This window comes from Pseudomonas sp. 86_A, assembly GCF_017491705.1.
Classification (GTDB): Bacteria; Pseudomonadota; Gammaproteobacteria; order Pseudomonadales; family Pseudomonadaceae; genus Aquipseudomonas; species Aquipseudomonas koreensis.
The window spans coordinates 267,679-293,058 of sequence record NZ_JAFGYS010000007.1 but is presented as its reverse complement, the minus strand read 5'-3'; the positions used below and the strand labels follow the sequence as shown (position 1 = coordinate 293,058).

Sequence of the window (25,380 nt, the reverse complement as noted above, 5' to 3'; positions counted from 1 at the left end):
CGAAAGCCCTGCACTCAACAAAAAGTGCAGGGCTTTTTTGTTAACGGTGGGTTAACTTAGCCAGCTAACGATAACCGTCATTTGCTCTACCAAAGGCCCGGTGCAGACGTCCGCGTCGGCACAAGAGAGCCTGTGCCAATCACATATCAGTCAGCGATGACCCTGTGGCGAGGGAGCTTGCTCCCGCTGGACTGCGGAGCAGGCCCTTCTTGAAAGCGGGGCCGCTACGCGCCCCAACGGGAGCAAGCTCCCTCGCCACGGGGTCAGTATTCAGCTTCACTGATGTGTGTCGGCCGATTAGCCTGAGTCGATCTGCGTGAACCACCGCCCATCTCCGGCGGCAGATTGCTCGACCCCATAACCACTAGAAATATGCGGGCGTGCCCATGATTACCCTGAAACTCAATGGCCAGGACCATCAACTGGATGTCACCGAAGACATGCCACTGCTGTGGGCTATCCGTGATGTCGCCGGTTACAACGGCACCAAATTCGGCTGCGGCATGGGCCTGTGTGGCGCGTGCACCATTCATATCGACGGCTTGCCAGCGCGCAGTTGCATCACCCCGATCGGCTCGGTGATCGGGCAGAACGTCAGCACCATCGACAACCTGCACGCCGATCCGGTCGGCCAGGTGGTCCAGCAAGCCTGGCTCGACAGCGCCGTGGCGCAGTGCGGTTTCTGTCAGGGCGGGCAGATCATGTCCGCCACCGCGTTGCTCAAGACCCACCCCAATCCGAGCGACGAGCAGATCGAAGAGGCAATGGTCGGCAACATTTGCCGTTGCGGCACCTACAACCGGATCAAGACCGCCATCCGCCAGGCCTCCAGTCACTTGAAGGAGGCCAAGGCATGAGCCGCCTGCCAAATGATTTCGCCCTGAGCAACCTCAGCCGCCGTGGTTTTCTCAAAGGCGTCGGCGCCACTGGCGCATTGGTGCTGGCCGCCAGTTGGGGCTGGCAGGATGCGTTGGCCGAAGAGGCACCGAAGAAGTTCGGCGCCGACGGCATGCCCAACGGCTGGATCGACGATCCCAAGGTCTACGTCAGCATTGCCGCGGATGGCACGGTCACCGTGGTCTGCAACCGTTCGGAAATGGGCCAGGGCGTGCGCACCAGCCTGAGTATGGTGGTTGCCGATGAACTGGACGCCGATTGGGCCAAGGTCAACGTGCAGCAGGCACCGGGCGATGAGGTGCGGTTCGGCAACCAGGACACCGACGGTTCACGCAGCATGCGTCACTGGTATGAACCGATGCGTCGTTGCGGCGCGGCTGCCAGGACCATGCTCGAGCAAGCCGCCGCCGCGCAATGGCAAGTGCCGGCAAGCGAGTGCCAGGCACAGTTGCACAAAGTCATTCACAAACCGTCCGGTCGCGAGCTGGGTTATGGCGAACTCGCTGCTGCTGCCAGTGCGCTGGCGGTGCCGGCGCGTGACAGCCTGCGCCTCAAGCAGCCGTCGGAATTTCGCTACATCGGCAAGGAAGGCACCAAGGCCATCGACGGTGCTGACATCGTCAATGGCCGCGCGGTATATGGCGCCGATGTGCATTTCGACGGCATGCTGTACGCCACCATCGCCCGTCCGGCGGTGTACGGCGGCAAGGTCAAGTCGCTGGATGACAGCGCGGCGCTGAAGGTTCCGGGCGTGCTCAAAGTGCTGCAAATCGAAAGCCGTCCGCTGCCGTCGGAATTCCAGCCGCTGGGCGGCGTGGCAGTGGTTGCCAGCAATACCTGGGCGGCGATCAAGGGCCGCGAGGCGCTGAAAATCGAATGGGATGACGGCCCCAATGCCAGTTACGACTCGATCGCTTATCGCAAGGAACTGGAAGCCGCGTCACGCAAACCCGGCAAAGTGGTGCGCAACACCGGCGATATCGATAAGGCCTTGAGCGGCGCGGCCAGCAGCCTTGAAGCGTCTTATTATTTGCCGCACCTGGCCCAGGCACCGATGGAGCCGATGGTCGCCATCGCTCGCTACAACAATGGCGTGTGCGAAGCATGGGCGCCGAGTCAGGCGCCGCAGGTGACCCGCGAGCGCATCGCCGAACGCCTGGGGCTGCCGTTCGATAACGTCACCGTCAACGTCACCCTGTTGGGCGGTGGTTTCGGCCGTAAATCGAAACCGGATTTCGTTGTCGAGGCGGCGATCCTCGCCAAGGAGTTCCCCGGCAAAGCCGTACGGGTGCAATGGACGCGTGAAGACGACATCCACAACTCGTATTTCCACACGGTGTCCGCCGAGTACCTGAAGGCCGCTGTCGGCAAGGACGGCATGCCCTCTGGCTGGCTGCATCGCACGGTGGCGCCGAGCATTACCGCGTTGTTCGCCCCGGGCATGAACCATGAGGCGGCCTTCGAACTGGGCATGGGCTTCACCAACATGGCCTACGCGATTCCCAATGTGCGTCTGGAAAACCCCGAAGCCACGGTGCATACCCGCGTCGGCTGGTATCGCTCGGTGTCGAACATTCCTCATGGCTTTGCGATCCAGAGTTTCGTCGATGAACTGGCGCACAAGGCTGGTGTGGATCCGCTCAAGTATCAGATCAAGTTGCTCGGCCCCGATCGGCAGATTGACCCGCGCACCCTCAGCGAGGAGTGGAACTACGGCGAATCCCCCGAGCGCTATCCGATTGACACCGGGCGCATGCGCACTGTGCTGGAGACCGCGGCCAAGGCTGCCGGTTGGGGGCGGACATTGCCCAAGGGCCGAGGCTTGGGGCTGGCGGTGCACTACAGCTTCGTGACCTACGTGGCGGCGGTGATTGAAGTCGAAGTCAAGGACGATGGCACGCTGATCGTGCACAAGGCTGACATCGCCGTGGATTGCGGGCCGCAGATCAACCCTGAACGCATCCGCTCGCAGTTCGAAGGCGCCTGTGTGATGGGCCTGGGCAACGCGGTGCTGGGGGAAATCAGCTTCAAGGATGGCAAGGTCCAGCAGGACAACTTCCATATGTACGAAGTGGCGCGCATGTCGCTGGCGCCGAAGGAAGTCGCCGTGCATCTGGTGACGCCGCCGGGCGAGGTGCAGTTGGGTGGCGTCGGTGAACCGGGCGTGCCGCCGATTGCGCCGGCGCTGTGCAATGCGATCTTCGCCGCGACCGGCCAGCGCATCCGCAACTTGCCGGTGCGTTATCAGTTGCAAGGCTGGCAGAAGGCGCAGGCGTAATGGACAGCGCCGATCTCAACGTCCTGCGCAGCGTGCTCGAATGGCGCCGCGCCGGGCAGCGGGTGGTGCTGTTCAGCGTGGTGCAGACCTGGGGCACCGCACCACGGGCGACGGGGGCGATGCTGGCCTTGCGCGAGGATGGTGTGGTGATCGGTTCGGTGTCCGGCGGTTGTGTCGAGGATGACTTGATCGCCCGCCTGCATGACGGGCGCATCGCCAGCGATGGCCCGCCGGTGCAACTGATTACCTACGGCGTTACCCGGGAGGAGGCCGCGCGGTTCGGTTTGCCGTGTGGCGGCACGTTGCGCCTGACCGAAGAGCAGGTCGCCGATCCGGCATGGGTCGCCGAGTTGCTCGCGCGGTGTGAGGCCCATGAGATTGTCGCCCGCGAGCTGAACATCGCAACCGGTGAGGTGCTGCTGTCGGCGGCGAGCAAATCCGATGTGCTGGAGTTCGACGGCAACACCCTGCGCGCCATTTATGGCCCGCGTTGGCGTCTGCTGTTGATCGGTGCCGGACAGCTGTCGCGTTACGTGGCTGACATGGCCCGGCTGCTGGATTTCGAAGTGCTGATCTGTGATCCGCGCACCGAGTTTGTCTACGGCTGGGAAGCGCACCACGGTCGCTTTGTCCCGGGTATGCCGGATGATGCCGTGTTGAGTATTCAGACGGACGAGCGCACGGCCATCGTCGCGCTGACGCACGATCCGCGTCTGGACGACATGGCCTTGCTCACGGCGCTCGATTCGCCGGCTTTCTATGTCGGCGCACTCGGTTCGCGGGTCAACAGCCAGAAGCGCCGGGACAACCTGGCTCAACTAGGCTTGTCAGCCGAGGCGATCAACCGCTTGCACGGGCCGATCGGCCTGCACATCGGCAGCCATTCACCGGCGGAGATTGCTCTGTCGTTGTTGGCGGAGATCGTTGCGATCAAGAACGGCGTCGAGTTGAAACAGAAGAAAACGCTGGAGGAAGCATGAGTCGATCCATCGCAGTAATCGTCCTGGCGGCGGGCGAGGGCAGCCGCTTTCGTCAGGTGGCCGGTGCTGACAAGGACAAGTTGCTGGCCGATTGCACCGGGCGCGATGGCGCGGTGCGTTCGGTGATCGAGCAGGTGTTGCTGAATCTGCCGGCCGATCTCGACCAGCGGGTGCTGGTGACGACTGAGGCAAGGCCGCAGGCGATGCGCATGGCGCAGGCTTATGGTTGTGACGTGGTGTCGATCGAATCGAGCGGTATGGGCGACAGCATCGCGGCTGGCGTTGCGGCATTCCCGGATGCGGATGGCTGGCTGATTGTGCTGGGGGATATGCCGTTTATCCTGCCGTCGAGTATTGCGCGGGTGGTGGCAGCGATGGCCGACGACGCCGTGAGCGTGCCGGTGCAGGAGGGCGAGTTCGGCCACCCGGTGGGGTTTGGGCGTTCGTTCGGGCGGGGGTTGCAGGCGTTGAGCGGTGACCGTGGCGCCAGGCCGTTGTTCAAGCAGGGGCGGGTGGTGGAGGTGATGGTGGATGATCCTGGGGTGTTGTGGGATATCGATGTGCCTGAAGCGTTGGTGTTCAAATAAAAGCCAGATCAAAAGATCGCAGCCTTCGGCAGCTCCTACAGAAAACCTAGATAGGAGCTGCCGAAGGCTGCGATCTTTTGATCTTCTAAATGAAATAAAAAAGCCCCGTCTGATTGCTCAGGCGGGGCTTTTTATTGGCTTTCGGAATCAGACGAGCGGTTTAGGCTCGTGTTCTTTTTCCTCGGCCGCTTGGTGATGCTCGACCGCGTCCTGAACGGAGCGTGGTGCTTCGGCGATGACCGATTCAACCACGGCTTCTTCAGTCACGACAGCAGCCTCGACCACTTCAGCCGCCGGTGCAGCAGCGGCAGCCAGTTCGGCTTCCTTCTGCAGACGCTCGGCTTCACGCTTGCGGCGACGCACTTCACGTGGGTCGTTTGGTGCGCGGCCGTTTGGCGTCAGGGCGCTGACCGGAGTGGCTGCAACCACTGGGGCTGGCTCTTCGGCAGCGACTGGCGCTTCGACGACCGGCGCTTCAACCACTGGCGCTGGAGCGGGTTCAGTGGTTTCAACCACCGGCTCGGCAGCCTTGGCTTCTTCAACTACCGGGGCGGCTTCAACCACTGGCGCCGGGGTTTCAGCGACAGCCGGCTCGGCAACCCAGTTGAAAGCGGTCTGTTCTTCGCGAACTTCACGCACGGTTTCGGTCACGGTTTCAGCGACGGTTTCAGCAACCGGCTCTGCAACCACGACTGGCGCTTCGACAACCGGAGCAGGCTCGGCAGCGACTTCAACCTGAGGCTGAGCTTCGCGAACCGGGGCGACTTCGACTTCCGGCGCTGCAACCACTTCCACCGGAGTGGTCGCTTCAACCGCCGGCGCTTCCACTGGAGCGGTTTCCAGGGTGGCAGCGGTGGCGCGTTCAGCTTGCTCGTGAGCCTGTGCTTCGGCTGGAGCGCTGATCACGCTGCTGGCAACAGCGGCGGTGACGGCCAGGCCGGCAGCCAGATCGGCAGCGTTGGGTGCCTCAGCGTTTTCGCCGGACTCGGACTCTTCCGAACCTTCGATCACGTTGCCGTTGGCATCACGCTGACGCTCACGACGATTGCTGCGACGACGCTGACCACGGGAGCGACGACGTGGACGATCGCCTTCGGCGTTGTCCTGACCGTCTTCCGGCAGTTGCTCTTCGTTGCTGTTCACTTCTTCTTCAGCGACGGCAGCAGCGGCCTGTTCGGCACGCGGTTGACGCTCTTCACGCGGCGGACGCGGTGCGCGCTCTTCGCGTGGCTGACGAGCCGGACGCTCTTCTGCGACAACAGCGGCAGCGGCAGCCGTTACTGGTGCAGCCGGGGCAGCGTCCAGAGGTTCGCGCAGTTCACGTACACGCTCTTCGCGCTCGCCACGTGGCTTGCGGTCTTCGCGTGGCGCACGCGGTGCACGTTCTTCACGCGGGGCGCGTGGAGCACGTTCTTCACGGGCGGCTGGCGCTTCGGTGCGGGCTTCACGCGGCTCGCGGACTTCACGGGCTTCACGTGGCTGACGCTCTTCACGCGGCTCGCGTGGAGCGCGTTCTTCACGCGGTGCACGTTCTTCGCGCGGCTTGCGTTCTTCATCGCGGCGACCGTTGCGGTTGCGGCTCTGCTGACGACCGTTGCGACGCTCTTCATTGCGGGCCGGACGCTCGGTGGCCGGTTTTTCAACCACAACCGGAGCGACTGGCTCTTCTTTGGTGGCGAACAGGCTGACCAGCGACTTCACGAGGCCTTTGAACAGGCTTGGCTCTGGCGCGGCAACCGGGGCCGGTGCAGCAGCGACAGGCGCGGCAACTTCGGTCGGAACCGGAGCGTTGGCGCGGGCCGGAGCTGTCTTGACCGCAGCTTCCTGGCGAACCAGGGTGCGGGTCGCAGCGGCTGGCTGGACTTCTTCGACTTCGGCAGCGGCAGCAGCGATTTCGTAGCTGGACTGGTTGGTCGCGGCTTCCGGGCTGTCGTCACGCAGGCGCTGAACTTCGAAGTGCGGGGTTTCGAGGTGATCGTTCGGCAGGATGACGATACGGGCACGGGTGCGCAGTTCGATCTTGGTGATCGAGTTGCGTTTTTCGTTGAGCAGGAACGCAGCGACCGGGATCGGCACCTGAGCGCGCACTTCGGCAGTACGGTCTTTCAGGGCTTCTTCTTCGATCAGGCGCAGGATTGCCAGCGACAGCGATTCAACGTCACGGATGATGCCGGTGCCGTTGCAACGCGGGCAGACGATGCCGCTGCTTTCGCCCAGCGATGGACGCAGGCGCTGACGGGACATTTCCAGCAGGCCGAAGCGCGAGATGCGGCCGATCTGCACGCGGGCGCGGTCGGCTTCCAGGCATTCGCGGACTTTCTCTTCCACGGCGCGCTGGTTCTTGGCAGGGGTCATGTCGATGAAGTCGATGACGATCAGGCCGCCGATGTCGCGCAGGCGCAACTGACGGGCGATTTCTTCGGCGGCTTCAAGGTTGGTCTGCAGGGCGGTTTCTTCGATGTCGCTGCCTTTGGTGGCGCGTGCCGAGTTGATGTCGATGGACACCAGGGCTTCGGTCGGATCGATAACGATGGAGCCGCCGGAAGGCAGTTCAACGACGCGCTGGAAAGCGGTCTCGATCTGGCTTTCGATCTGGAAACGGTTGAACAGCGGAACGCTGTCTTCGTACAGCTTGATCTTGCTGGCGTACTGCGGCATCACCTGGCGGATGAAGGTCAGGGCTTCGTCCTGGGCTTCAACGCTGTCGATCAGCACTTCGCCGATGTCCTGGCGCAGGTAGTCGCGGATGGCGCGGATGATCACGTTGCTTTCCTGGTAGATCAGGAATGGCGCGGAGCGATCCAGCGAGGCTTCTTTGATGGCGGTCCACAGTTGCAGCAGGTAATCGAGGTCCCACTGCATTTCTTCGCTGCTGCGGCCGAGGCCGGCAGTGCGCACGATCAGACCCATGTCGGCCGGTGCAACCAGACCGTTCAGCGCTTCACGCAGTTCGTTGCGCTCTTCGCCTTCGATGCGACGGGAGATGCCGCCGGCACGCGGGTTGTTCGGCATCAGCACGAGGTAACGACCGGCCAGGCTGATGAAGGTGGTCAGGGCCGCGCCCTTGTTGCCACGTTCTTCTTTTTCGACCTGAACGATGACTTCCTGGCCTTCGCTCAGGACGTCCTTGATGTTGACGCGGCCTTCAGGGGCTTTCTTGAAGTATTCGCGGGAGATTTCTTTGAGGGGCAGGAAGCCGTGGCGCTCGGAGCCGAAATCGACAAAGGCAGCCTCAAGGCTTGGTTCGATGCGAGTGATACGGCCTTTGTAGATGTTGGCCTTTTTCTGCTCGCGTGCACCGGATTCGATGTCCAGGTCGTAGAGGCGTTGGCCATCTACCAGTGCAACACGCAACTCTTCGGGTTGAGTTGCGTTAATCAGCATTCTTTTCATGTAGTACCGTCGGTTTCCGGGCTGCCGGAAACGGCGTTCGGCACACACGACTTCTCACGGTCGGTGTCAGGTGCGTCGGGAGTGGTTGGCCATTCCCGTGTCCAGCGATGTCAGGCCAATTGGGCCGATATCGCGACGTACGCGTCCTGCTTGCTGTGGCTACTTAAGCACTCAGTCAGGAGGAGGAATCAACCAGTGGCTGTGGACGAGATGAAGCGTCTTGATAAAGCCTATTGCTACACAGTCCAGCGGTTGTGCATCTCCACCCTACACGTATCCCTGATAATTCGGGTGCTGCCGCGCGCAGAATCCGCAGCGGGTTGGCATTTACCGTGAGCTCCGAAAGGGGAGGTCACGCATCATGGCTAATTCAGGCGATGTTTCCGAAGCCTTCGCTCGGGGTCATCTGCAGCTGACTGCACTTTGTGAACTGGCCTCGAATATTTGCCTGTCAGGCGAGTGAAAACTCTGCTCGACGGTGTAATTCAGGCCTCATGTCACCTGCGCTTGTTACAACTGCAAACTCCACCGTTACGTAGCGAAAGCCCCGTAGGACGGCCTCGCGTCCTGGTGAATTGCGTTGGTCAGGGCCGGTTTTTGACCGTGGTTCCGCTGTCCAGGCCGCTTTTGGCGGCGTTCGCGACTATAGCAGCAATGATTAAGTGCTTCAATTCCATAAAAATTGTTATCATCCGCGGCATGACAACTACTGCCCCTTCGACTCCAGGCGTTCAACTGCTTGAAGTCTCGCCGGAGTATGCCGGCCAACGAATCGACAATTTCCTTCTTGCCCGGCTCAAAGGCGTGCCCAAGACCTTGATTTACCGCATTTTGCGTAAAGGCGAAGTGCGTGTGAACAAGGGGCGGATCAAGCCCGAATACAAGCTGCAGGCCGGCGATATCGTGCGCGTGCCGCCGGTTCGCGTGCCGGAGCGCGACGAGCCTGTGCCTCTGGCTCAAGGGCTGTTGCAGCGTCTGGAAGCCTCGATTGTCTACGAAGACAAAGCCCTGATCGTGATCAACAAGCCCGCCGGCATTGCCGTTCACGGCGGCAGTGGCTTGAATTACGGCGTCATCGAAGCCTTTCGTCAGTTGCGCCCGGATGCCAAGGAGCTGGAACTGGTTCACCGTCTCGACCGTGATACTTCCGGCCTGCTGATGATCGCGAAGAAGCGCAGCATGTTGCGTCACTTGCACGCCGCATTGCGCGGTGACGGTGTCGACAAGCGCTACATGGCGCTGGTTCGCGGCAACTGGGCGACCTCGATCAAGCAAGTCCGTGCAGCGCTCGGCAAGAGCAATCTGCGCTCTGGCGAGCGCATGGTCGAAGTCGACGAGGAGGAGGGCAAGGAGTCGGTGACCGTGTTCAAGGTCCTGCGTCGCTTTGGCGACTTTGCCACCCTGATCGAAGCCAAGCCGATCACCGGCCGCACGCACCAGATCCGCGTCCACACGTTGCATGCCGGGCACTGCATTGCCGGCGACACCAAGTACGGCGATGACGGTTTCAGCAAGGAAATCCGTGATCTGGGCGGCAAGCGCCTGTTCCTGCACGCCTACATGCTGACCGTGCCGCTGCCTGACGGTGGTGAGCTGAAGTTGCAGGCCCCCGTCGATGAAATGTGGGCCAAGACCGTGGAGCGATTGAGTGCGCCCATCTGATTACAAACTGCTGATTTTTGATTGGGACGGCACCCTCGCCGATTCCATTGGTCGGATTGTCGAGGCGATGCATTCTGCGTCCGAGCGTTCCGGTTTTGAGTTGCGTGATGATTTTGCCGTCAAAGGCATTATCGGCCTGGGCTTGCCCGAGGCGATCCGCACCTTGTACCCGGACATCAGCGATGCGGAGATGATCTTGTTCCGCGAGTATTACGCCGATCACTACATCGCCGCAGAAGCCGTGCCTTCGCCGCTGTTCGAGGGTGTAGTGGAGTCGATGGCGTCGTTTCGTGAGCAGGGCTATCACCTGGCGGTGGCCACCGGCAAGAATCGTCGCGGACTGGATCGGGTGCTCAAGGCCAATGGCTGGGAGGATTATTTCGATATCACTCGCGCCGCCGACGAGACCGCGAGCAAGCCCCATCCGCTGATGCTTGAGCAGATTCTCGCGCATTGCGGTGTGCGGCCCGAGCAGGCCTTGATGGTGGGGGATTCGTCCTTCGATCTGCTGATGGCGCGTAACGCGGGCATGGCGTCTGTGGCGGTCAGTTATGGCGCGCAGTCCATTGAGTCGCTGCAGCAGTTCGAGCCGCGCCTGTCGATCGACCGTTTTAGTGAATTGCACGCCTGGCTGGGGCAGCAGGCTTAATACGATTTTGCTGGGGTACAGCGCATGACCGACGAATGGAAAGCACCGGCCAAGGCAAGTGCCGACGACGGTGACGAGAAAAGCTGGAAGCTGTTGGAAAAGACCTTGTTGGCCAGCGTGCAGGAGCAACGCCGCTCGCGACGTTGGGGGATTTTCTTCAAGCTGCTGACGTTTGTTTATCTGTTTGTGGCGCTGATCCTGTTCACGCCGTTGATGGACATGGAAAAGAGCGCCACCCGGGGCCCGAACTACACCGCGCTGATCGACGTCACTGGTATGATCGCCGACAAGGAGCCGGCCAGCGCCGACAATATTGTCGGCAGTCTGCGGGCGGCCTTCGAGGACAAGAAGGTCAAGGGCGTGATCCTGCGGATCAACAGCCCGGGCGGCAGCCCGGTGCAGTCGGGTTACGTGTATGACGAGATCAAGCGTCTGCGTGGTCTGCATCCGGATACCAAGGTGTACGCGGTGATTTCCGATCTCGGTGCGTCCGGCGCTTATTACATCGCCAGTGCAGCGGATCAGATCTATGCCGACAAGGCCAGTCTGGTTGGCTCCATCGGTGTGACTGCGGCGGGTTACGGCTTTGTCGGCACGATGGACAAGCTGGGTGTCGAGCGCCGCACTTACACTTCGGGTGAGCACAAGTCGTTCCTGGATCCGTTCCAGCCGCAGAAGCCTGATGAGACCGCGTTCTGGCAGACCGTGCTGGACACCACGCACAAGCAGTTCATCAACAGCGTCAAGCAGGGCCGTGGCGATCGCCTGAAGGACAAGGAGCATCCGGAGCTGTTCTCCGGGCTGGTCTGGTCCGGCGAGCAAGCGCTGCCGTTGGGGCTGATCGATGGTCTGGGTAACGCCAGTTCAGTGGCGCGGGATGTGATTGGCGAGAAAGAACTGGTGGATTTCACTGTGCAGGAATCGCCGTTCGATCGCTTCTCGAAGAAGCTCGGCGCCAGCGTGGCTGAGCAATTGGCAATGTGGATGGGTTTCCACGGGCCATCGTTGCGTTAAGTCAGTTGAAGTGTTGAAAAAAACCGGCCTTGATGGCCGGTTTTTTGTGCGTCAGGGAATTTGCACGCCTTCGACCAGCAGCATGTCGATCAGGCGAATCAGCGGCAGGCCGATCAGGCTGGTGGCATCAGGGCCTTCGGTGGACTGAAACAGGCTCACACCCAGGCCTTCGGCTTTGAAGCTGCCAGCGCAGTCGTACGGCTGTTCCAGGCGCAGGTAGCGCTCGATGCGCGCTTCGTCGAGTTGGCGCATGTGGACGGTGAACGGCACGCAGTCGACCTGGCAGTGGCCAGTCTGGCTGTTGAGCAGGGCGAGGCCGGTGAGGAAGGTCACGCTGGCGCCACTGGCGGCCAGCAGTTGCTCGCGGGCCTTGTCGAAGGTGTGCGGTTTGCCGATGATGCGTTCGCCGAGTACGGCAACCTGGTCCGAGCCGATAATCAGATGAGCGGGGTGGCTGGCAGCCAGTGCCCGGGCTTTGTGTTCGGCGAGGCGCTTGACCAGCTCGATGGCTGATTCGCCCGGCTGGTGGCTTTCGTCGATATCCGGCGAACTGCAGACGAACGGCAGGTGCAGTCGGGCGAGCAATTCCCGACGATAAGTCGAGCTGGAAGCAAGTAATAAAGGCAGCATTGGCGTCTCCTGAGGCAGGTGCGAATTCTAGCGGAGGCACGCAAGTGACGGACAGGGCACAATTTCCTTTGACATGGGTGGGGGCATCCCTATAATGCTGCGCCTATGTTGAATGACCCGATTCCACCTCACGTTGACCCGCGCAAATTGGCTGACCGTGGCACCACCCTTCAAGGTGAACTGCTGCTGGCCGATTTGAAGAGACTTTGCGACCCGCTTTCCGACGATGTCGGTACGGTGCAGGCCAAATTCGTTTTTGAACGAGATGAACGTAAATCTGTGGTAATCCACAGCTTTATCGACACCGAAGTCAAAATGGTTTGCCAGCGTTGTCTTGAGCTGGTCACCCTGCCGATCCACAGCGAATGCAGTTACGCTGTAGTGAAGGAGGGTGCGAATACCCAGTCGTTACCGAAAGGTTATGACGTGCTGGAACTGGGCGAAGATCCATTGGATCTGCAGTCACTGATCGAGGAGGAGCTTTTGCTCGCCTTGCCCATTGTGCCTGCTCATCATCCGGAAGAATGCCAGCAGCCGGCGGGAGCAGATGAACCCGAACCGAGCGAGGACGAGGTAACGCGGTCCAACCCGTTCAGTGTATTGGCGCAGTTAAAGCGTGACCCAAACGTTTAGGAGTTAATCAATTATGGCTGTTCAGCAGAACAAAAAATCCCGCTCTGCCCGTGACATGCGCCGTTCGCACGACGCTCTCGAGGCTAGCACCCTGTCTGTAGAAAAAACCACTGGTGAAGTTCACCTGCGTCACCACGTATCGCCAGAAGGCGTATACCGTGGCCGTAAAGTGATCGACAAGGGCGCTGACGAGTAATCACTTGTCTGCTCAAGTCATCGCGATTGACGCAATGGGCGGGGACTTCGGTCCCCGCAGCATTGTTCAGGCCAGCCTTGCTTGCCTTTCTGCTACGCCCTCGCTGCACCTGACCCTCGTCGGTCAACCCTCCCTTCTTGAAGAATTGATCAACGGCCAGTCGGCTGCGGATCGCGCGCGCCTGACGATTGTTCCGGCGTCTGAAGTCATCACCATGGACGAAAAGCCGACCCAGGCCTTGCGTGGCAAGCCGGACTCCTCGATGCGTGTCGCCCTTGAACTGGTGCGTGACGGCAAGGCTCAAGCCTGTGTCAGCGCCGGCAATACCGGTGCGCTGATGGCGTTGTCGCGGTTCGTGCTCAAGACGTTGCCGGGGATTGATCGGCCTGCGATGGTCGCGGCGATCCCGACGCAGAAAGGTTATTGCCAGTTGCTCGATCTGGGCGCCAACGTCGATTGCAGTGCCGAGCATCTGTTGCAGTTCGCGGTGATGGGGTCGGTGGCGGCGCAGACGCTGGGTATCGCCCGGCCGCGGGTGGCGCTGCTCAACATCGGCACCGAAGACATCAAGGGCAATCAGCAGGTCAAGCTGGCAGCGACCTTGTTGCAGGCGGCGCGCGGCATCCACTACATCGGTTTTGTCGAGGGCGATGGCCTGTATCGCGGCGAAGCCGACGTGGTGGTGTGTGACGGTTTTGTCGGCAATATCCTGCTCAAGTCCAGCGAGGGCCTGGCGACGATGATCGCGGCGCGCATCGAGGCGTTGTTCAGGAAAAACCTCGCGTCACGCGCTGTGGGCGCGTTGGCGCTGCCATTGATGAAGCGTCTGCAGGCTGATCTGGCCCCGGCGCGACATAACGGCGCAAGCTTTCTCGGATTGCAGGGCATTGTCGTGAAAAGTCACGGTTCGGCCGGGGTTCAGGGCTTTCAAAGCGCGATTCAGCGCGCGCTGATCGAGATTCAGGAGAATCTGCCCGAGCGCCTCCACGGTCGTCTGGAGGATTTGTTGTCTTAGGCGTTTTCGTCGGACAATGCTTAAATGTGACCGCCCGGTTCAAAGGGCCATCCAACTGTCAGTTTCTTGCGTCCCTCATTGGGGCGTCATTTTCCGACGACAAGATCATTAGGGGCTTGTTACATGTCTGCTTCCCTCGCATTCGTCTTTCCAGGACAGGGTTCGCAGTCCCTCGGCATGCTGGCCGAGCTGGGCGCGGAACATCCGCTGATCCTCGAAACATTCCAAGAAGCCTCCGCTGCGCTGGGCTACGACCTGTGGGCACTGACCCAGCAAGGTCCGGAAGAGCTGCTCAATCAAACCGACAAAACCCAACCGGCCATTCTGACTGCCTCGATCGCCCTGTGGCGTCTGTGGCTGGCTCAAGGCGGCGCGCGTCCGGCATTCGTTGCCGGTCACAGCCTGGGTGAATACAGCGCACTGGTGGCTGCCGGCAGCCTGACGCTGGCTGACGCGGTGAAGCTCGTTGAGCGCCGTGGCCAACTGATGCAGGAAGCCGTTCCGGCCGGGCAGGGCGGCATGGCTGCGATCCTCGGTCTGGAAGATGCTGACGTACTGGCAGCCTGCGCTGAAGCGGCGCAGGGTGAAGTGGTCAGCGCCGTCAACTTCAACTCGCCAGGTCAAGTGGTCATCGCCGGTGCCAAGGCGGCTGTCGAGCGCGCCATCGAAGGCTGCAAGGCCCGTGGTGCCAAGCGTGCGATGCCGCTGCCGGTCAGCGTGCCGTCGCACTGCGAACTGATGCGCCCGGCTGCCGAGCGCTTCGCCGAATCCATCGCCGCCATCGACTGGCAGGCGCCGCAGATCCCGGTAGTACAGAACGTCAGCGCGCAAGTGCCGGCTGATCTGGAAACCCTCAAGCGTGATCTGCTCGAACAACTGTACAAGCCAGTTCGCTGGGTTGAATCGGTCCAGACTCTGGCAGCCAAAGGCGCAACCAGTCTGGTCGAGTGCGGCCCGGGCAAGGTGCTGGCCGGTCTGAACAAACGTTGCGCCGAAGGCGTTTCGACTTCCAACCTCAATACCCCAGACGCTTTCGCTGCCGCCCGTGCAGCGCTGGCCTGAATCAGGAGAAGCTTGCATGAGTCTGCAAGGTAAAGTTGCACTGGTCACCGGTGCAAGCCGCGGTATCGGCCAGGCTATCGCCCTGGAACTGGGTCGTCAGGGCGCCACTGTTATTGGCACTGCGACCTCCGCCAAAGGCGCCGAGGCGATTGCCGCTACGCTGAAAGAGCACGGTATCCAGGGCACGGGTCTGGAACTGAACGTCACCAGCGACGAATCGGTCAGCGCCGTGCTGGCGAGCATTCAGGAGCAGTTCGGTGCGCCGGCGATCCTGGTCAATAATGCCGGCATCACCCGCGATAACCTGATGATGCGCATGAAAGACGATGAATGGTACGACGTGATCGATACCAACCTGAACAGCCTGTATCGCCTGTCCAAGGGCGTTTTGCGTGGCATGACCAAGGCGCGTTGGGGTCGAATTATCAGTATTGGCTCGGTGGTGGGTGCCATGGGCAACGCTGGCCAAGTAAACTATGCAGCCGCCAAGGCCGGTCTGGAAGGTTTCAGCCGTGCAATGGCGCGTGAAGTCGGTTCGCGTTCGATTACGGTCAACTCGGTAACCCCAGGGTTTATCGACACCGATATGACCCGCGAGCTGCCTGAAGCACAGCGTGAAGCCTTGCAGACGCAGATTCCGCTGGGTCGTCTGGGACAAGCTCAAGAGATCGCTTCTGTGGTCGCTTTTCTTGCATCCGACGGTGCGGCATACGTTACTGGGGCTACAATCCCGGTGAACGGTGGGATGTACATGTAAGTAAAATGTGACGGATTGCTTCAAAAAAATGTCATACGAGCTGTCTAAAATCCGTTATAAAGCTGCAATCTATTTATAGGCAGAGGGTCGCAGGGTTTGAGGAGTGAAGCTTTCAGTTGAAAAGCTGAAAAGCCTTTCTATACACTTACCCACTGGCCAGCTGCCTGAATTTGTCCATTAGGAGTGAAAACAAGGTATGAGCACCATCGAAGAGCGCGTCAAGAAAATCGTTGCCGAGCAACTGGGTGTTAAAGAAGAAGAAGTGGTCAACACTGCTTCCTTCGTTGAAGACCTGGGTGCCGACTCCCTTGACACCGTTGAGCTGGTGATGGCTCTGGAAGAGGAATTCGAGACCGAAATCCCTGACGAAGAAGCTGAGAAGATCACTACTGTACAAGCTGCAATCGACTACGTTACTAGCCACCAGGCGTAATAGTTTGTAATCGTTGTCTGCTGTCATGGAAAAACCGCACTGCCATCATGGCGTGCGGTTTTTTCTTTAGGCCTGATGCAAAGTCGTCATTTGAAAAAGGAGAGTGCTGTGTCGCGTAGACGCGTCGTAGTCACCGGTATGGGTATGTTGTCGCCACTGGGCACGGATGTGCCGAGCAGTTGGCAGGGCATTCTGGCTGGCCGCAGTGGCATTGGTCTGATCGAACACACCGACCTTTCTGCCTATTCCACCCGTTTTGGCGGCTCGGTAAAGGGCTTCAATGTCGAGGAATACCTGTCGGTCAAGGAAGCACGCAAGCTCGACCTGTTCATTCAGTACGGTCTGGCCGCGGGTTTTCAGGCTGTTCGCAACGCTGGTCTGGAAGTCACCGATGCCAACCGTGAACGCATTGGCGTGGCCATGGGTTCGGGGATCGGCGGGCTGACCAACATCGAAGAAACCAGCCGTACTCTGCATGAGACGGGCCCGCGTCGAATCTCGCCATTCTTCGTGCCAGGCTCGATCATCAATATGATTTCCGGTTTTCTGTCCATCCACCTGGGTGCACAGGGACCGAACTACGCCATTTCCACTGCCTGTACCACCGGTACGCACTGCATTGGCATGGCGGCACGCAACATCATGTACGACGAAGCCGACGTCATGATCGCCGGCGGTGCCGAAATGGCCGCGTGCGGCCTGGGCATGGGCGGTTTCGGCGCGTCCCGTGCGCTGTCGACCCGCAACGACGAGCCGACCCGCGCCAGCCGTCCTTGGGACAAGGGCCGTGACGGCTTCGTGCTCTCCGACGGTGCCGGTGCGCTGGTACTCGAAGAGCTCGAGCACGCCAAGGCTCGCGGCGCGACCATCTATGCCGAGCTGATCGGCTTTGGCACCAGTGGCGATGCGTTCCACATGACCTCGCCACCTGCCGATGGCGCCGGTGCTGCGCGCTGCATCACCAATGCCCTGCGCGATGCGAAGATCAATATCGACCAGGTGCAGTACATCAACGCCCACGGCACCTCGACCCCGGCCGGCGACCTCGCCGAAGCCAACGCGATCAAGACCGTGTTCGGTGATCACGCCTACAACCTGGCGGTCAGCTCCACCAAGTCCATGACCGGTCACCTGTTGGGTGCGGCGGGCGCGGTCGAAGCGATCTTCAGTGTGCTGGCAATCAACAGCCAGGTGGCACCACCGACCATCAACCTCGATGAGCCGGATGAAGGCTGCGATCTCGATTTCGTGCCGCACACCGCGCGCAACATGGACATCGACGTCGTACTGTCCAACTCCTTCGGGTTTGGCGGCACCAACGGTACGTTGGCGTTCCGCCGGTTCGCGGGTTGATGGACTGCTGGGTCGACGGTCAGCCGGCTGACGCTCTGTCGCTGAAAGATCGCGGCCTGGCTTACGGCGATGGTCTGTTCGAGACCATTGCCGTGCGGCGCGGCCAGCCTGTGTTGCTGGACCGTCACCTGGCCCGTCTGGCCGATGGCTGCGTGCGTCTGGCGATCGCCGCTGATCTTGAGCAAGTTCGCCAAGAGCTGCTGAGCTATGCGGCAGCGATGGGCGAGGGTGTGCTCAAGTTCATTCTCACCCGGGGCGATGGCTTGCGTGGCTACGCGCCCGATCCTGTGGCGCCGGGCCGGCGCATTCTGCAAGGCAATCCTCCTGCTGCTTATCCTGTCGTGCATGGCGAACAAGGCGTACGCCTGTTCCCCTGCGTTACGCGGTTGTCGAACCAACCCCTGCTGGCCGGGCTCAAGCATCTGAATCGTCTGGAGCAAGTGCTCGCCCGTGCCGAGTGGCGCGACAGCGAGCATGCCGAAGGCCTGATGCTCGATCAGGCCGGACGCGTCGTTGAGGGCGTGTTCAGCAACCTGTTCCTGGTGCGCGACGGCATATTGACCACCCCGGATTTGAAGCGCTGCGGCGTCGCCGGTGTGATGCGTGCTGAAATTTTGTTTCAGGCCGAGTCATTGGCCATCCCCACCCAAATCACCGACATCAGCCTCGAACAGCTGCAATGGGCTGATGAAGTCTTTGTTTGCAACAGCGTGTATGGCGTCTGGCCGGTACGTGCCTACGCTGCGCTGAGCTGGCCGGTTGGCCCGCTCACCCGTAAACTGCAAACCATTTCCCGCGCCCTACTGGATGCCTGATTCGTGAGACGTAAACTCTTGCTGCTGCTGGAAACCGGACTGGTTCTGGCAGGGCTGCTATTGGGCGCCAGCGCCTGGAAAATCCATTCGGCGCTGGAACAGCCTCTGAACATCACGCAGGAAGAACTGCTGGATGTGCCGAAAGGCTCGACGCCTACTCGTACCTTCCTCGAACTCGAAACCGATGGCGTGATCAAGGACGCCTTCTGGTTGCGCATCTACTGGCGCTTCAATCTCGCCGGCACGCCGATCCATACCGGCGAATACCGCATGCAGCCGGGCATGACCGTCAACGGTCTGATCGACCTGTGGAAGCGCGGCGAAGTGGTGCAGTACAGCCTGACGCTGGTCGAGGGCTGGAACTTCCATCAGGTCCGCGCCGCGCTGGCAAAAGATGACAAGATCGAGCAGACCCTCAAGGGTTTGAGCGACAGCGAAGTGATGGAGAAAATCGGCCATCGTGGACTGTTCCCCGAAGGCCGATTCTTCCCGGATACCTACCGCTTTGTGCGCGGTATTTCCGACGTCGAGTTGCTGAAGAAAGCCTTCGACCGCCTCGACGAGGTGTTGGCCAAGGAGTGGGACAATCGTTCACCCGACGCGCCGTACAGCGAGCCTTATCAGGCGCTGATCATGGCGTCGCTGGTGGAGAAGGAAACCGGCGTGCCACAGGAACGCGGGCAGATTGCCGGCGTGTTCGTGCGGCGGATGGCGCTGGGCATGCAGTTGCAGACCGACCCGACCGTGATCTACGGTTTGGGCGATCGCTACACCGGTAAATTGACTCGCGCGCATCTCAAAGAGCCGACGCCGTACAACACTTATGTGATTCCGGGATTGCCGCCGACGCCGATTGCCATGGTCGGCCGCGAGGCGATTCATGCCGCGCTCAATCCGGTGGAAGGCAACAGCCTGTATTTTGTTGCCCGTGGCGACGGTAGCCATGTGTTCTCCGATGACCTGGAGGCACATAACAGTGCGGTGCGCGAGTTCCAGCTCAAGCGTCGTGCCGATTACCGCTCCAGCCCGGCGCCGGCCGCTCCGGCCCCGGCTACCGAACAGGCGGCTCCTGCTGCGTCTCCGGACACCGCGCCCGAGGCGGTGCCGCAGGTTCCGCCGCAGGACCCTGCGCCAGCCCCGGCACCTGCTGCCGAGCCTGGGGCGGCGGCGCCGCAAAACGCGCAATGACTTTGATTAAGGACTGCCTGTGACTGGCTTGTTTATTACCCTGGAAGGCCCGGAAGGCGCCGGCAAGAGCACCAACCGCGAGTACCTCGCCGAGCGTCTGCGCGCTGAAGGTATCGAAGTGCTGCTGACCCGCGAGCCTGGCGGCACGCCGCTGGCTGAACGCATTCGCGATGTGCTGCTGGCCCCGGCAGACGAGGTCATGAACCCCGACACCGAGCTGTTGCTGGTGTTCGCCGCCCGCGCCCAGCATCTGGCCGAAGTAATTCGCCCGGCACTGGCCCGTGGCGCCGTGGTGCTGTGTGATCGTTTCACCGATTCGACGTATGCCTATCAGGGCGGCGGTCGCGGGTTGTCGCTGGAACGCATTGCCGCGCTGGAGACGTTCGTCCAGGGCGATCTGCGCCCGGATCTGACGTTGATTTTCGATCTGCCGGTGGAAGTCGGCCTGGCCCGTGCCAGCGCTCGCGGACGACTGGATCGCTTCGAGCTGGAAGGCCGGGCGTTCTTCGAAGCGGTACGCAATGCATTTCTCAAGCGCGCCGAAGCCGATCCTGCGCGCTATGTGCGCATCGATGCCGGTCAGCCATTGGTCAAGGTTCAGCAATCGCTGGATACCTTGATTCCGAACTTGCTGGAGCTGATTCGTGGCTGAGGCCTATCCATGGCAGGACAGCCTTTGGCAGCAACTGGCCGGGCGTAGTCAGCACGCCCACGCGTATCTGTTGCATGGCCCGGTCGGGATCGGCAAGCGTGTGCTGGCTGAGCGGCTGATGGCCAGCCTGCTGTGCCAGCGTCCGACGCCCGAGGCCTGTGGTGAGTGCAAGTCCTGCCTGTTGCTCAAGGCCGGCAGCCATCCAGACAATTACATCCTTGAGCCGGAAGAAGCCGACAAGGCGATCAAGGTCGATCAGGTGCGCGATCTGGTCAGTTTCGTGGTGCAGACTGCGCAACTGGGCGGGCGCAAGGTGGTGCTGATCGAACCGGTGGAGTCGATGAACATCAACGCCGCCAACGCCTTGCTCAAGAGTCTCGAAGAGCCTTCGGGCGATACCGTGCTGTTGCTGGTCAGCCATCAGCCGAGCCGTTTGTTGCCGACGATCAAGAGTCGTTGCGTGCAGCAGGCATGTCCGCTGCCGGGCGAGGCCATGAGCCTGCAATGGCTGGCACAGGCGCTGCCGGAGTGTTCCGAAGAAGAGCGCGTCGAATTGCTGACGCTGGCGGCTGGTTCGCCACTGGCGGCGGTCAGCCTGCAGTCGCAGGGTGTGCGCGAACAGCGCGCGCAGGTGGTCGAAGGGGTGAAGAAGCTACTCAAGCAGCAGCAGTCGCCGACGCAACTGGCCGAGGAATGGAAAAACATTCCGATGCTGCGTCTGTTCGACTGGTTCTGCGACTGGTCGAGCTTGATCCTGCGCTATCAACTGACCCAGGATGAAAATGGCCTGGGTCTGACTGACATGCGCAAAGTGGTGCAGTACCTGGCGCAGAAAAGCGCCCAAGGCAAAGTCCTCGATATTCAGGACTGGATTCTCGCTCAGCGGCAGAAAGTCCTGAGCAAGGCCAACCTCAATCCGGCGTTGCTGCTGGAAGCGCTGTTGGTGCAATGGGTGAGTCTGCCGGGCCAACGGTAATCGCCCTGGAACGACTGTGTGCGCCTAGACTCTGAAGATCAGCAGAGGAGGTCAACATGAATGAACCCATGAGCCCGGGGCCGCGCAACGGCATCCTGTCCCTGACCATCAAGGACAAGTCGGTGCTGTACGCGGCCTACATGCCGTTCATCAGAAACGGCGGCTTGTTCATCCCGACCAACAAGAGCTACAAGTTGGGCGACGAGGTGTTCATGCTGCTGAATCTGATGGACGAGGCGGAAAAGATTCCGGTGGCCGGCAAGGTTGCCTGGATTACCCCCAAAGGCGCCCAAGGCAATCGTGCCGCCGGTGTCGGCGTGCAATTCAACGATGGCGACAACACCGCTCGCAGTCGCATCGAAACCCATCTGGCCGGAGCCCTCAAGTCCGACCGTCCCACTCATACGATGTAAGTTGCAGTCCTTTATGCTCGTAGATTCTCATTGTCACCTTGATCGCCTCGACCTTGCCGCCCATGACGGTTCGCTGGATGCTGCCCTCGATGCGGCCCGGCAGCGCGGGGTAGGGCACTTCCTGTGCATCGGCGTCAGTGCCGACAACGCCGCCGACGTCAAAGCCCTGGCCGAACGTTATGCCGACGTCGATTGTTCGGTCGGTGTGCATCCGCTGGATGTGCAGCCGGGCGCGGCGCCCGCGCTGGATTGGTTGCTGCACGAACTCAATCACCCGAAAGTGGTGGCGATCGGCGAAACCGGTCTGGATTACCACTACGAGCCGGAAGCCGCCGAGTTGCAGCAGGCATCCTTCCGTCTGCACTTGCAAGCCGCCCAGCAGACCGGCAAACCGGTGATCATCCATACCCGTGGCGCCCGCGCCGACACCCTTGAACTGCTGCGCGAGGCCGCGCTGCCCCAGGCCGGTGTGCTGCATTGCTTCACCGAAGACTGGGACATGGCCAAGGCCGCGCTGGACATGGGCTATTACATTTCCCTGTCGGGTATCGTCACCTTTCGCAATGCCGACGCCTTGCGCGATGTGGCGAGCAAAGTGCCGGCCGACCGGCTGCTGGTGGAGACCGATTCGCCGTACCTGGCGCCGATTCCTTATCGCGGCAAGCCGAACCTGCCGCAGTACGTGCGCGAAGTGGCCGAGTTCCTGGCAATGTTGCGTGGGGAAAACTACGAGCGGTTTGCCGAGCAGACCACCGAGAATTTCAAGCGGCTGTTCCCGCTGGCGAGTGTTAAATCTGCTTGACTGCGAAATGGGCATCGCGTGTGGGCAGATTCCACCGCGAAAGCCAAATCGCAGGCAAAAAAAACCCGGGTTCTGGGGGGTGAATCCGGGTTAAGACCATTAGGAGTAAAACAAAGGCACGCGGTCCCTTGGTACCTTTATCGGCACGGCACTTGGGGGAGATGCCGTCCGACAGTTCAAGTATTGATCAGTCTGGCGTTGAGTCCAGTTGAGCGGCCGGGGTTTTTAAACAAATTTGGAATACGCTCGCTTCAGTTGAGTTCTCATTGCACCCCCAGCGTTCGCAAAATGAACAAGAAACGCAGATATGGTCGGATGATCCGTGCATTTTTGTGCAAGTTAGGCATAATACGCGGCTTCGAATTTTGACCCCTACAGACCTTTTCTTATGCACAAAGAACCTCGTAAGGTCCGTGAGTTTCGTCGCCGCGAGCAAGAAATTCTCGATACCGCGCTCAAGCTGTTCCTCGAACAAGGTGAAGACAGTGTCACCGTCGAGATGATTGCTGATGCCGTGGGTATCGGCAAAGGCACGATCTACAAGCACTTCAAATCCAAGGCCGAGATCTACCTGCGGCTGATGCTCGATTACGAGCGCGATTTGAACGAGCTGCTGCATTCGGCCGATGTCGACAAGGACAAGGAAGCGCTGTCCCGTGCCTACTTCGAATTCCGCATGCGCGACCCGCAGCGCTACCGCCTGTTCGACCGTCTCGAAGAGAAGGTCGTAAAAGGCAATCAGGTGCCGGAGATGGTCGAGGAGCTGCACAAGATCCGCGCCTCGAACTTCGAACGCCTGACCTTGCTCATCAAGGGCCGCATCAGCGAAGGCAAGCTCGAAGACGTGCCGCCGTACTTCCACTACTGCGCATCCTGGGCGCTGGTGCACGGCGCGGTGGCGCTGTATCACTCGCCGTTCTGGAGCAACGTGCTGGAAGATCAGGAAGGTTTCTTCCAGTTCCTGATGGACATCGGCGTGCGCATGGGCAACAAGCGCAAGCGTGATCCGGAAACCCCGAGCAGCTGAATCATTCAGCGGCCTTATTGCGTCATGATTTCGCTGCATGACGCAGTACCGCAGGAATATACTCAGGCATAGGGCTTGCTAAAACTTGATTTGTGAGTCAAGTTTTAGCAGCTCGAAATTCTATCGCCGGAGTGATCATGATCGTTGACCGTCAAGGCAGGCGTTTTCGCAATTTGCGCATCAGCCTGACTTCAGCCTGCAATTACGCCTGTACCTACTGCGTGCCCAACGGCAAGCGGCTGGTGGCTGCGCAGGATGAACTGTCGGCCGAGGCCATGGCTCGTGGCGTCGCTTACCTGATCGAAGCTGCCGGCATTGAGCGTCTGCGTATCACCGGCGGTGAGCCGCTGGTCAGCCCCAAACTCGAATCTTTCATGAGCGCCGTCGGCAAGATGGGCCTGGAAGACATCAGCCTGACCACTAACGGTCAACTCCTGGCGAAGAAGCTGCCGCTGCTGGTGGACGCCGGTTTGCGCCGGATCAACGTGTCCCTCGATACCCTCGACGCCGGTGCGTTCCGCAGCATCGCCCGTGGTGGTGACTTGGCGACCGTGCTCGATGGCATGGACCAGGCAAAAGCGGCGGGCCTGAAGATCAAGGTCAACATGGTGCCGTTGCGCGGGCAGAACCTGGATCAGGTGATGCCGCTGCTCGATTACTGCCTGGAACGTGGCTACGAGCTGCGCTTCATCGAGCTGATGCGCATGGGCCACCTCGCCACCGACTCCAATGCCTTCCTGCAACAGTTCGTCAGCCTGCAGCAACTGTTGAGCCTGATCGGCGAACGCTACGAGTACGCCCAGGCCGATGCGCCGGTGGACGCCACAGCCGTGCGCTATGCGATCCCGGGCGTCGGTCATTTCGGCGTGATTGCCAACGAAAGCGTGCCGTTCTGCCGGACGTGCTCGCGTTTGCGTCTGTCGTCGACCGGCTGGCTGCATGGCTGCCTGTCGTCGAGCAACCGCCACTATGTCGGTGACCTGCTCGACAAGCCGCGTCACCAGGCACTGCCGGCGTTGCAGCGCTTGCTGGTCAAGGCCTTGGGCGACAAACAGGAAGTGGCGTTCTCCGGTGGCGCGACCGTCATGAAGATCATCGGCGGCTGAACTGGCTTTTGTGGCGAGGGAGCTTGCTCCCGCTGGGTTGCCAGCCAAACCGAAAACCATTCATCTCAGCGCATCCGGCTTACTTCAAATCCCGGATTTGCGACGGCTGCGCCGCCGAGCGGGAGCAAGCTCCCTCGCCACAAATACCTTATTTCAAATCGGATACCTGCACAGTGACAAGGACTGGCGCAAAAGCTGCATCCAACGGCCATTCGCCGGTTTTCCGTCACCGGCTTCTGGAGGATGAGGATGCGTAGCCTGGTTTTGCTGCTGGCCGTTTTGGCGCTTGGCGGCTGTATGACTGTCAGCGATATGGCCGAAGGCACTCGCTATCAGATGAGCGACGCGGGGCTGCTGGATCACAGCGACAGCCGCCGGGTGAACAATTTCCGCATTCAGCCGGACTCGTTCATCTACATCGCCCAAGGCGCGTTCGCACCGCCGGGCGGCTCTTACCCGCGCCCGAACGTGGTGGCCGAAGAAGCCTTCAAGGGCTTTGTCGAATACTTCCCGATGGTTCGTCGTGCCCGCGCTCCAGAAGGTCTTGATCAGGCGATGGGCGAAGCTCGCGATGCCGGCGCCCATTACCTGCTGTACACCCGTTTCGCCAAGGCTGACGACCGCATTGGCAACTCCGACGAGTGGCTCGATCAGGAAGCCGTGGATCGTCTGGGCATCGACGGCGGGGTGATTCAAATCATGTTGATCGAGACCAGCACCCAGTATTTGATTGATACTGCACGGATCAAGAGTCGTGGCGGTTTACTGACGTTCCACGACAACAAGCCTGAAGACCTGATCGGCCCGCCACTGGCGCAATACGCGCGCAGCCTGCTCGGAGTCGGCGACCAATAAACCAAGG

Annotated in this window: 25 protein-coding genes; 23 read left to right on the top strand and 2 right to left on the bottom strand. The window is 60.8% G+C overall.

All coding sequences use genetic code 11. From position 1 onward, the window contains the following. Positions 1–386: 386 nt before the first annotated feature. From J5M57_RS13190 to J5M57_RS13175, 4 genes are read left to right on the top strand one after another with little or no spacing between them, the layout of a single operon-like run. Entirely contained in the window at positions 387–857 is a 471-nt protein-coding gene (locus J5M57_RS13190; protein WP_169842101.1) for a (2Fe-2S)-binding protein, read from the top strand. Continuing rightward, entirely contained in the window at positions 854–3,175 is a 2,322-nt protein-coding gene (locus J5M57_RS13185) for a xanthine dehydrogenase family protein molybdopterin-binding subunit (RefSeq protein ID WP_207848065.1), read from the top strand. The genes J5M57_RS13190 and J5M57_RS13185 overlap by 4 nt, the downstream gene beginning before the upstream one ends. Beyond that, complete coding sequence (locus J5M57_RS13180) at positions 3,175–4,155, top strand: XdhC family protein (RefSeq protein WP_207848066.1); 981 nt, start codon at positions 3,175–3,177, stop codon at positions 4,153–4,155. The genes J5M57_RS13185 and J5M57_RS13180 overlap by 1 nt, the downstream gene beginning before the upstream one ends. After that, a complete protein-coding gene (locus tag J5M57_RS13175) occupies positions 4,152–4,742 on the top strand; it encodes a nucleotidyltransferase family protein (protein ID WP_207848067.1) in 591 nt (196 codons plus the stop codon). Before J5M57_RS13180 ends, J5M57_RS13175 begins: the two co-directional genes overlap by 4 nt. Positions 4,743–4,889: 147 nt before the next feature. Here the strand turns inward: J5M57_RS13175 and rne are convergent, their stop codons facing one another. Next, positions 4,890–8,135, bottom strand: a complete 3,246-nt coding sequence (gene rne, locus J5M57_RS13170) for a ribonuclease E (protein ID WP_207848068.1) — start codon at positions 8,133–8,135, stop codon at positions 4,890–4,892. A gap of 699 nt (positions 8,136–8,834) precedes the next feature. Between rne and rluC the strand changes: the two genes are divergently transcribed. Genes rluC through sppA form a run of 3 tightly spaced genes read left to right on the top strand, consistent with a single transcriptional unit; the run spans position 8,835 to position 11,460 of the window. Further along, entirely contained in the window at positions 8,835–9,797 is a 963-nt protein-coding gene (gene rluC / locus J5M57_RS13165) for a 23S rRNA pseudouridine(955/2504/2580) synthase RluC (protein WP_007950779.1), read from the top strand. Beyond that, the gene (locus tag J5M57_RS13160; RefSeq protein WP_207848069.1) at positions 9,784–10,446 is read left to right on the top strand and encodes an HAD-IA family hydrolase; all 663 of its coding nucleotides are present in this window, start codon (positions 9,784–9,786) and stop codon (positions 10,444–10,446) included. The genes rluC and J5M57_RS13160 overlap by 14 nt, the downstream gene beginning before the upstream one ends. Positions 10,447–10,470: 24 nt before the next feature. After that, positions 10,471–11,460 carry a signal peptide peptidase SppA gene (gene sppA / locus J5M57_RS13155; RefSeq protein WP_027612352.1) on the top strand — a complete coding sequence of 330 codons (990 nt, stop codon included), beginning with the start codon at positions 10,471–10,473 and terminating at the stop codon, positions 11,458–11,460. A 51-nt stretch (positions 11,461–11,511) separates the two neighbouring features. Here the strand turns inward: sppA and J5M57_RS13150 are convergent, their stop codons facing one another. Beyond that, a complete protein-coding gene (locus J5M57_RS13150; protein WP_207848070.1) occupies positions 11,512–12,090 on the bottom strand; it encodes a nucleoside triphosphate pyrophosphatase in 579 nt (192 codons plus the stop codon). A 105-nt stretch (positions 12,091–12,195) separates the two neighbouring features. Between J5M57_RS13150 and J5M57_RS13145 the strand changes: the two genes are divergently transcribed. From J5M57_RS13145 to J5M57_RS13070, 16 genes are all read left to right on the top strand, one after another. After that, entirely contained in the window at positions 12,196–12,723 is a 528-nt protein-coding gene (locus tag J5M57_RS13145) for a YceD family protein (RefSeq protein ID WP_003204262.1), read from the top strand. Between the two features lie 13 nt (positions 12,724–12,736). Next, a complete protein-coding gene (gene rpmF / locus J5M57_RS13140) occupies positions 12,737–12,919 on the top strand; it encodes a 50S ribosomal protein L32 (RefSeq protein WP_003179396.1) in 183 nt (60 codons plus the stop codon). Between the two features lie 4 nt (positions 12,920–12,923). After that, a complete protein-coding gene (gene plsX / locus J5M57_RS13135) occupies positions 12,924–13,934 on the top strand; it encodes a phosphate acyltransferase PlsX (protein ID WP_082920348.1) in 1,011 nt (336 codons plus the stop codon). Between the two features lie 123 nt (positions 13,935–14,057). Further along, positions 14,058–14,996, top strand: a complete 939-nt coding sequence (gene fabD, locus J5M57_RS13130; protein WP_064588682.1) for an ACP S-malonyltransferase — start codon at positions 14,058–14,060, stop codon at positions 14,994–14,996. 16 nt (positions 14,997–15,012) lie between these two features. Then, positions 15,013–15,753 (top strand): 3-oxoacyl-ACP reductase FabG, encoded by a 741-nt coding sequence (gene fabG / locus J5M57_RS13125; protein ID WP_064588681.1) that lies wholly within the window; start codon positions 15,013–15,015, stop codon positions 15,751–15,753. A gap of 196 nt (positions 15,754–15,949) precedes the next feature. Beyond that, on the top strand, positions 15,950–16,186 hold the full coding sequence (gene acpP, locus J5M57_RS13120) for an acyl carrier protein (RefSeq protein ID WP_003175607.1): 237 nt from the start codon (positions 15,950–15,952) through the stop codon (positions 16,184–16,186). A 108-nt stretch (positions 16,187–16,294) separates the two neighbouring features. Then, positions 16,295–17,539, top strand: a complete 1,245-nt coding sequence (gene fabF / locus J5M57_RS13115) for a beta-ketoacyl-ACP synthase II (protein ID WP_003227039.1) — start codon at positions 16,295–16,297, stop codon at positions 17,537–17,539. Continuing rightward, positions 17,539–18,354: an aminodeoxychorismate lyase gene (pabC, locus tag J5M57_RS13110; RefSeq protein WP_169842093.1), complete on the top strand. Its 816-nt coding sequence runs from the start codon at positions 17,539–17,541 to the stop codon at positions 18,352–18,354. Before fabF ends, pabC begins: the two co-directional genes overlap by 1 nt. 3 nt (positions 18,355–18,357) lie before the next feature. Further along, on the top strand, positions 18,358–19,542 hold the full coding sequence (mltG, locus tag J5M57_RS13105) for an endolytic transglycosylase MltG (protein ID WP_169842092.1): 1,185 nt from the start codon (positions 18,358–18,360) through the stop codon (positions 19,540–19,542). 19 nt (positions 19,543–19,561) lie between these two features. After that, a complete protein-coding gene (tmk, locus tag J5M57_RS13100) occupies positions 19,562–20,194 on the top strand; it encodes a dTMP kinase (RefSeq protein ID WP_064588678.1) in 633 nt (210 codons plus the stop codon). Further along, positions 20,187–21,170 carry a DNA polymerase III subunit delta' gene (locus J5M57_RS13095; protein ID WP_207848071.1) on the top strand — a complete coding sequence of 328 codons (984 nt, stop codon included), beginning with the start codon at positions 20,187–20,189 and terminating at the stop codon, positions 21,168–21,170. The genes tmk and J5M57_RS13095 overlap by 8 nt, the downstream gene beginning before the upstream one ends. 56 nt (positions 21,171–21,226) lie before the next feature. Beyond that, the gene (locus J5M57_RS13090; RefSeq protein ID WP_064588676.1) at positions 21,227–21,583 is read left to right on the top strand and encodes a PilZ domain-containing protein; all 357 of its coding nucleotides are present in this window, start codon (positions 21,227–21,229) and stop codon (positions 21,581–21,583) included. Between the two features lie 13 nt (positions 21,584–21,596). Next, complete coding sequence (locus tag J5M57_RS13085; protein ID WP_083368240.1) at positions 21,597–22,385, top strand: TatD family hydrolase; 789 nt, start codon at positions 21,597–21,599, stop codon at positions 22,383–22,385. A gap of 388 nt (positions 22,386–22,773) precedes the next feature. Then, the gene (locus tag J5M57_RS13080) at positions 22,774–23,412 is read left to right on the top strand and encodes a TetR/AcrR family transcriptional regulator (protein WP_007950805.1); all 639 of its coding nucleotides are present in this window, start codon (positions 22,774–22,776) and stop codon (positions 23,410–23,412) included. A gap of 137 nt (positions 23,413–23,549) precedes the next feature. Continuing rightward, entirely contained in the window at positions 23,550–24,518 is a 969-nt protein-coding gene (locus tag J5M57_RS13075; RefSeq protein WP_064588674.1) for a radical SAM protein, read from the top strand. A gap of 249 nt (positions 24,519–24,767) precedes the next feature. Then, entirely contained in the window at positions 24,768–25,373 is a 606-nt protein-coding gene (locus J5M57_RS13070) for a DUF4823 domain-containing protein (protein ID WP_007967613.1), read from the top strand. The last annotated feature ends 7 nt before the right edge of the window (positions 25,374–25,380 follow it).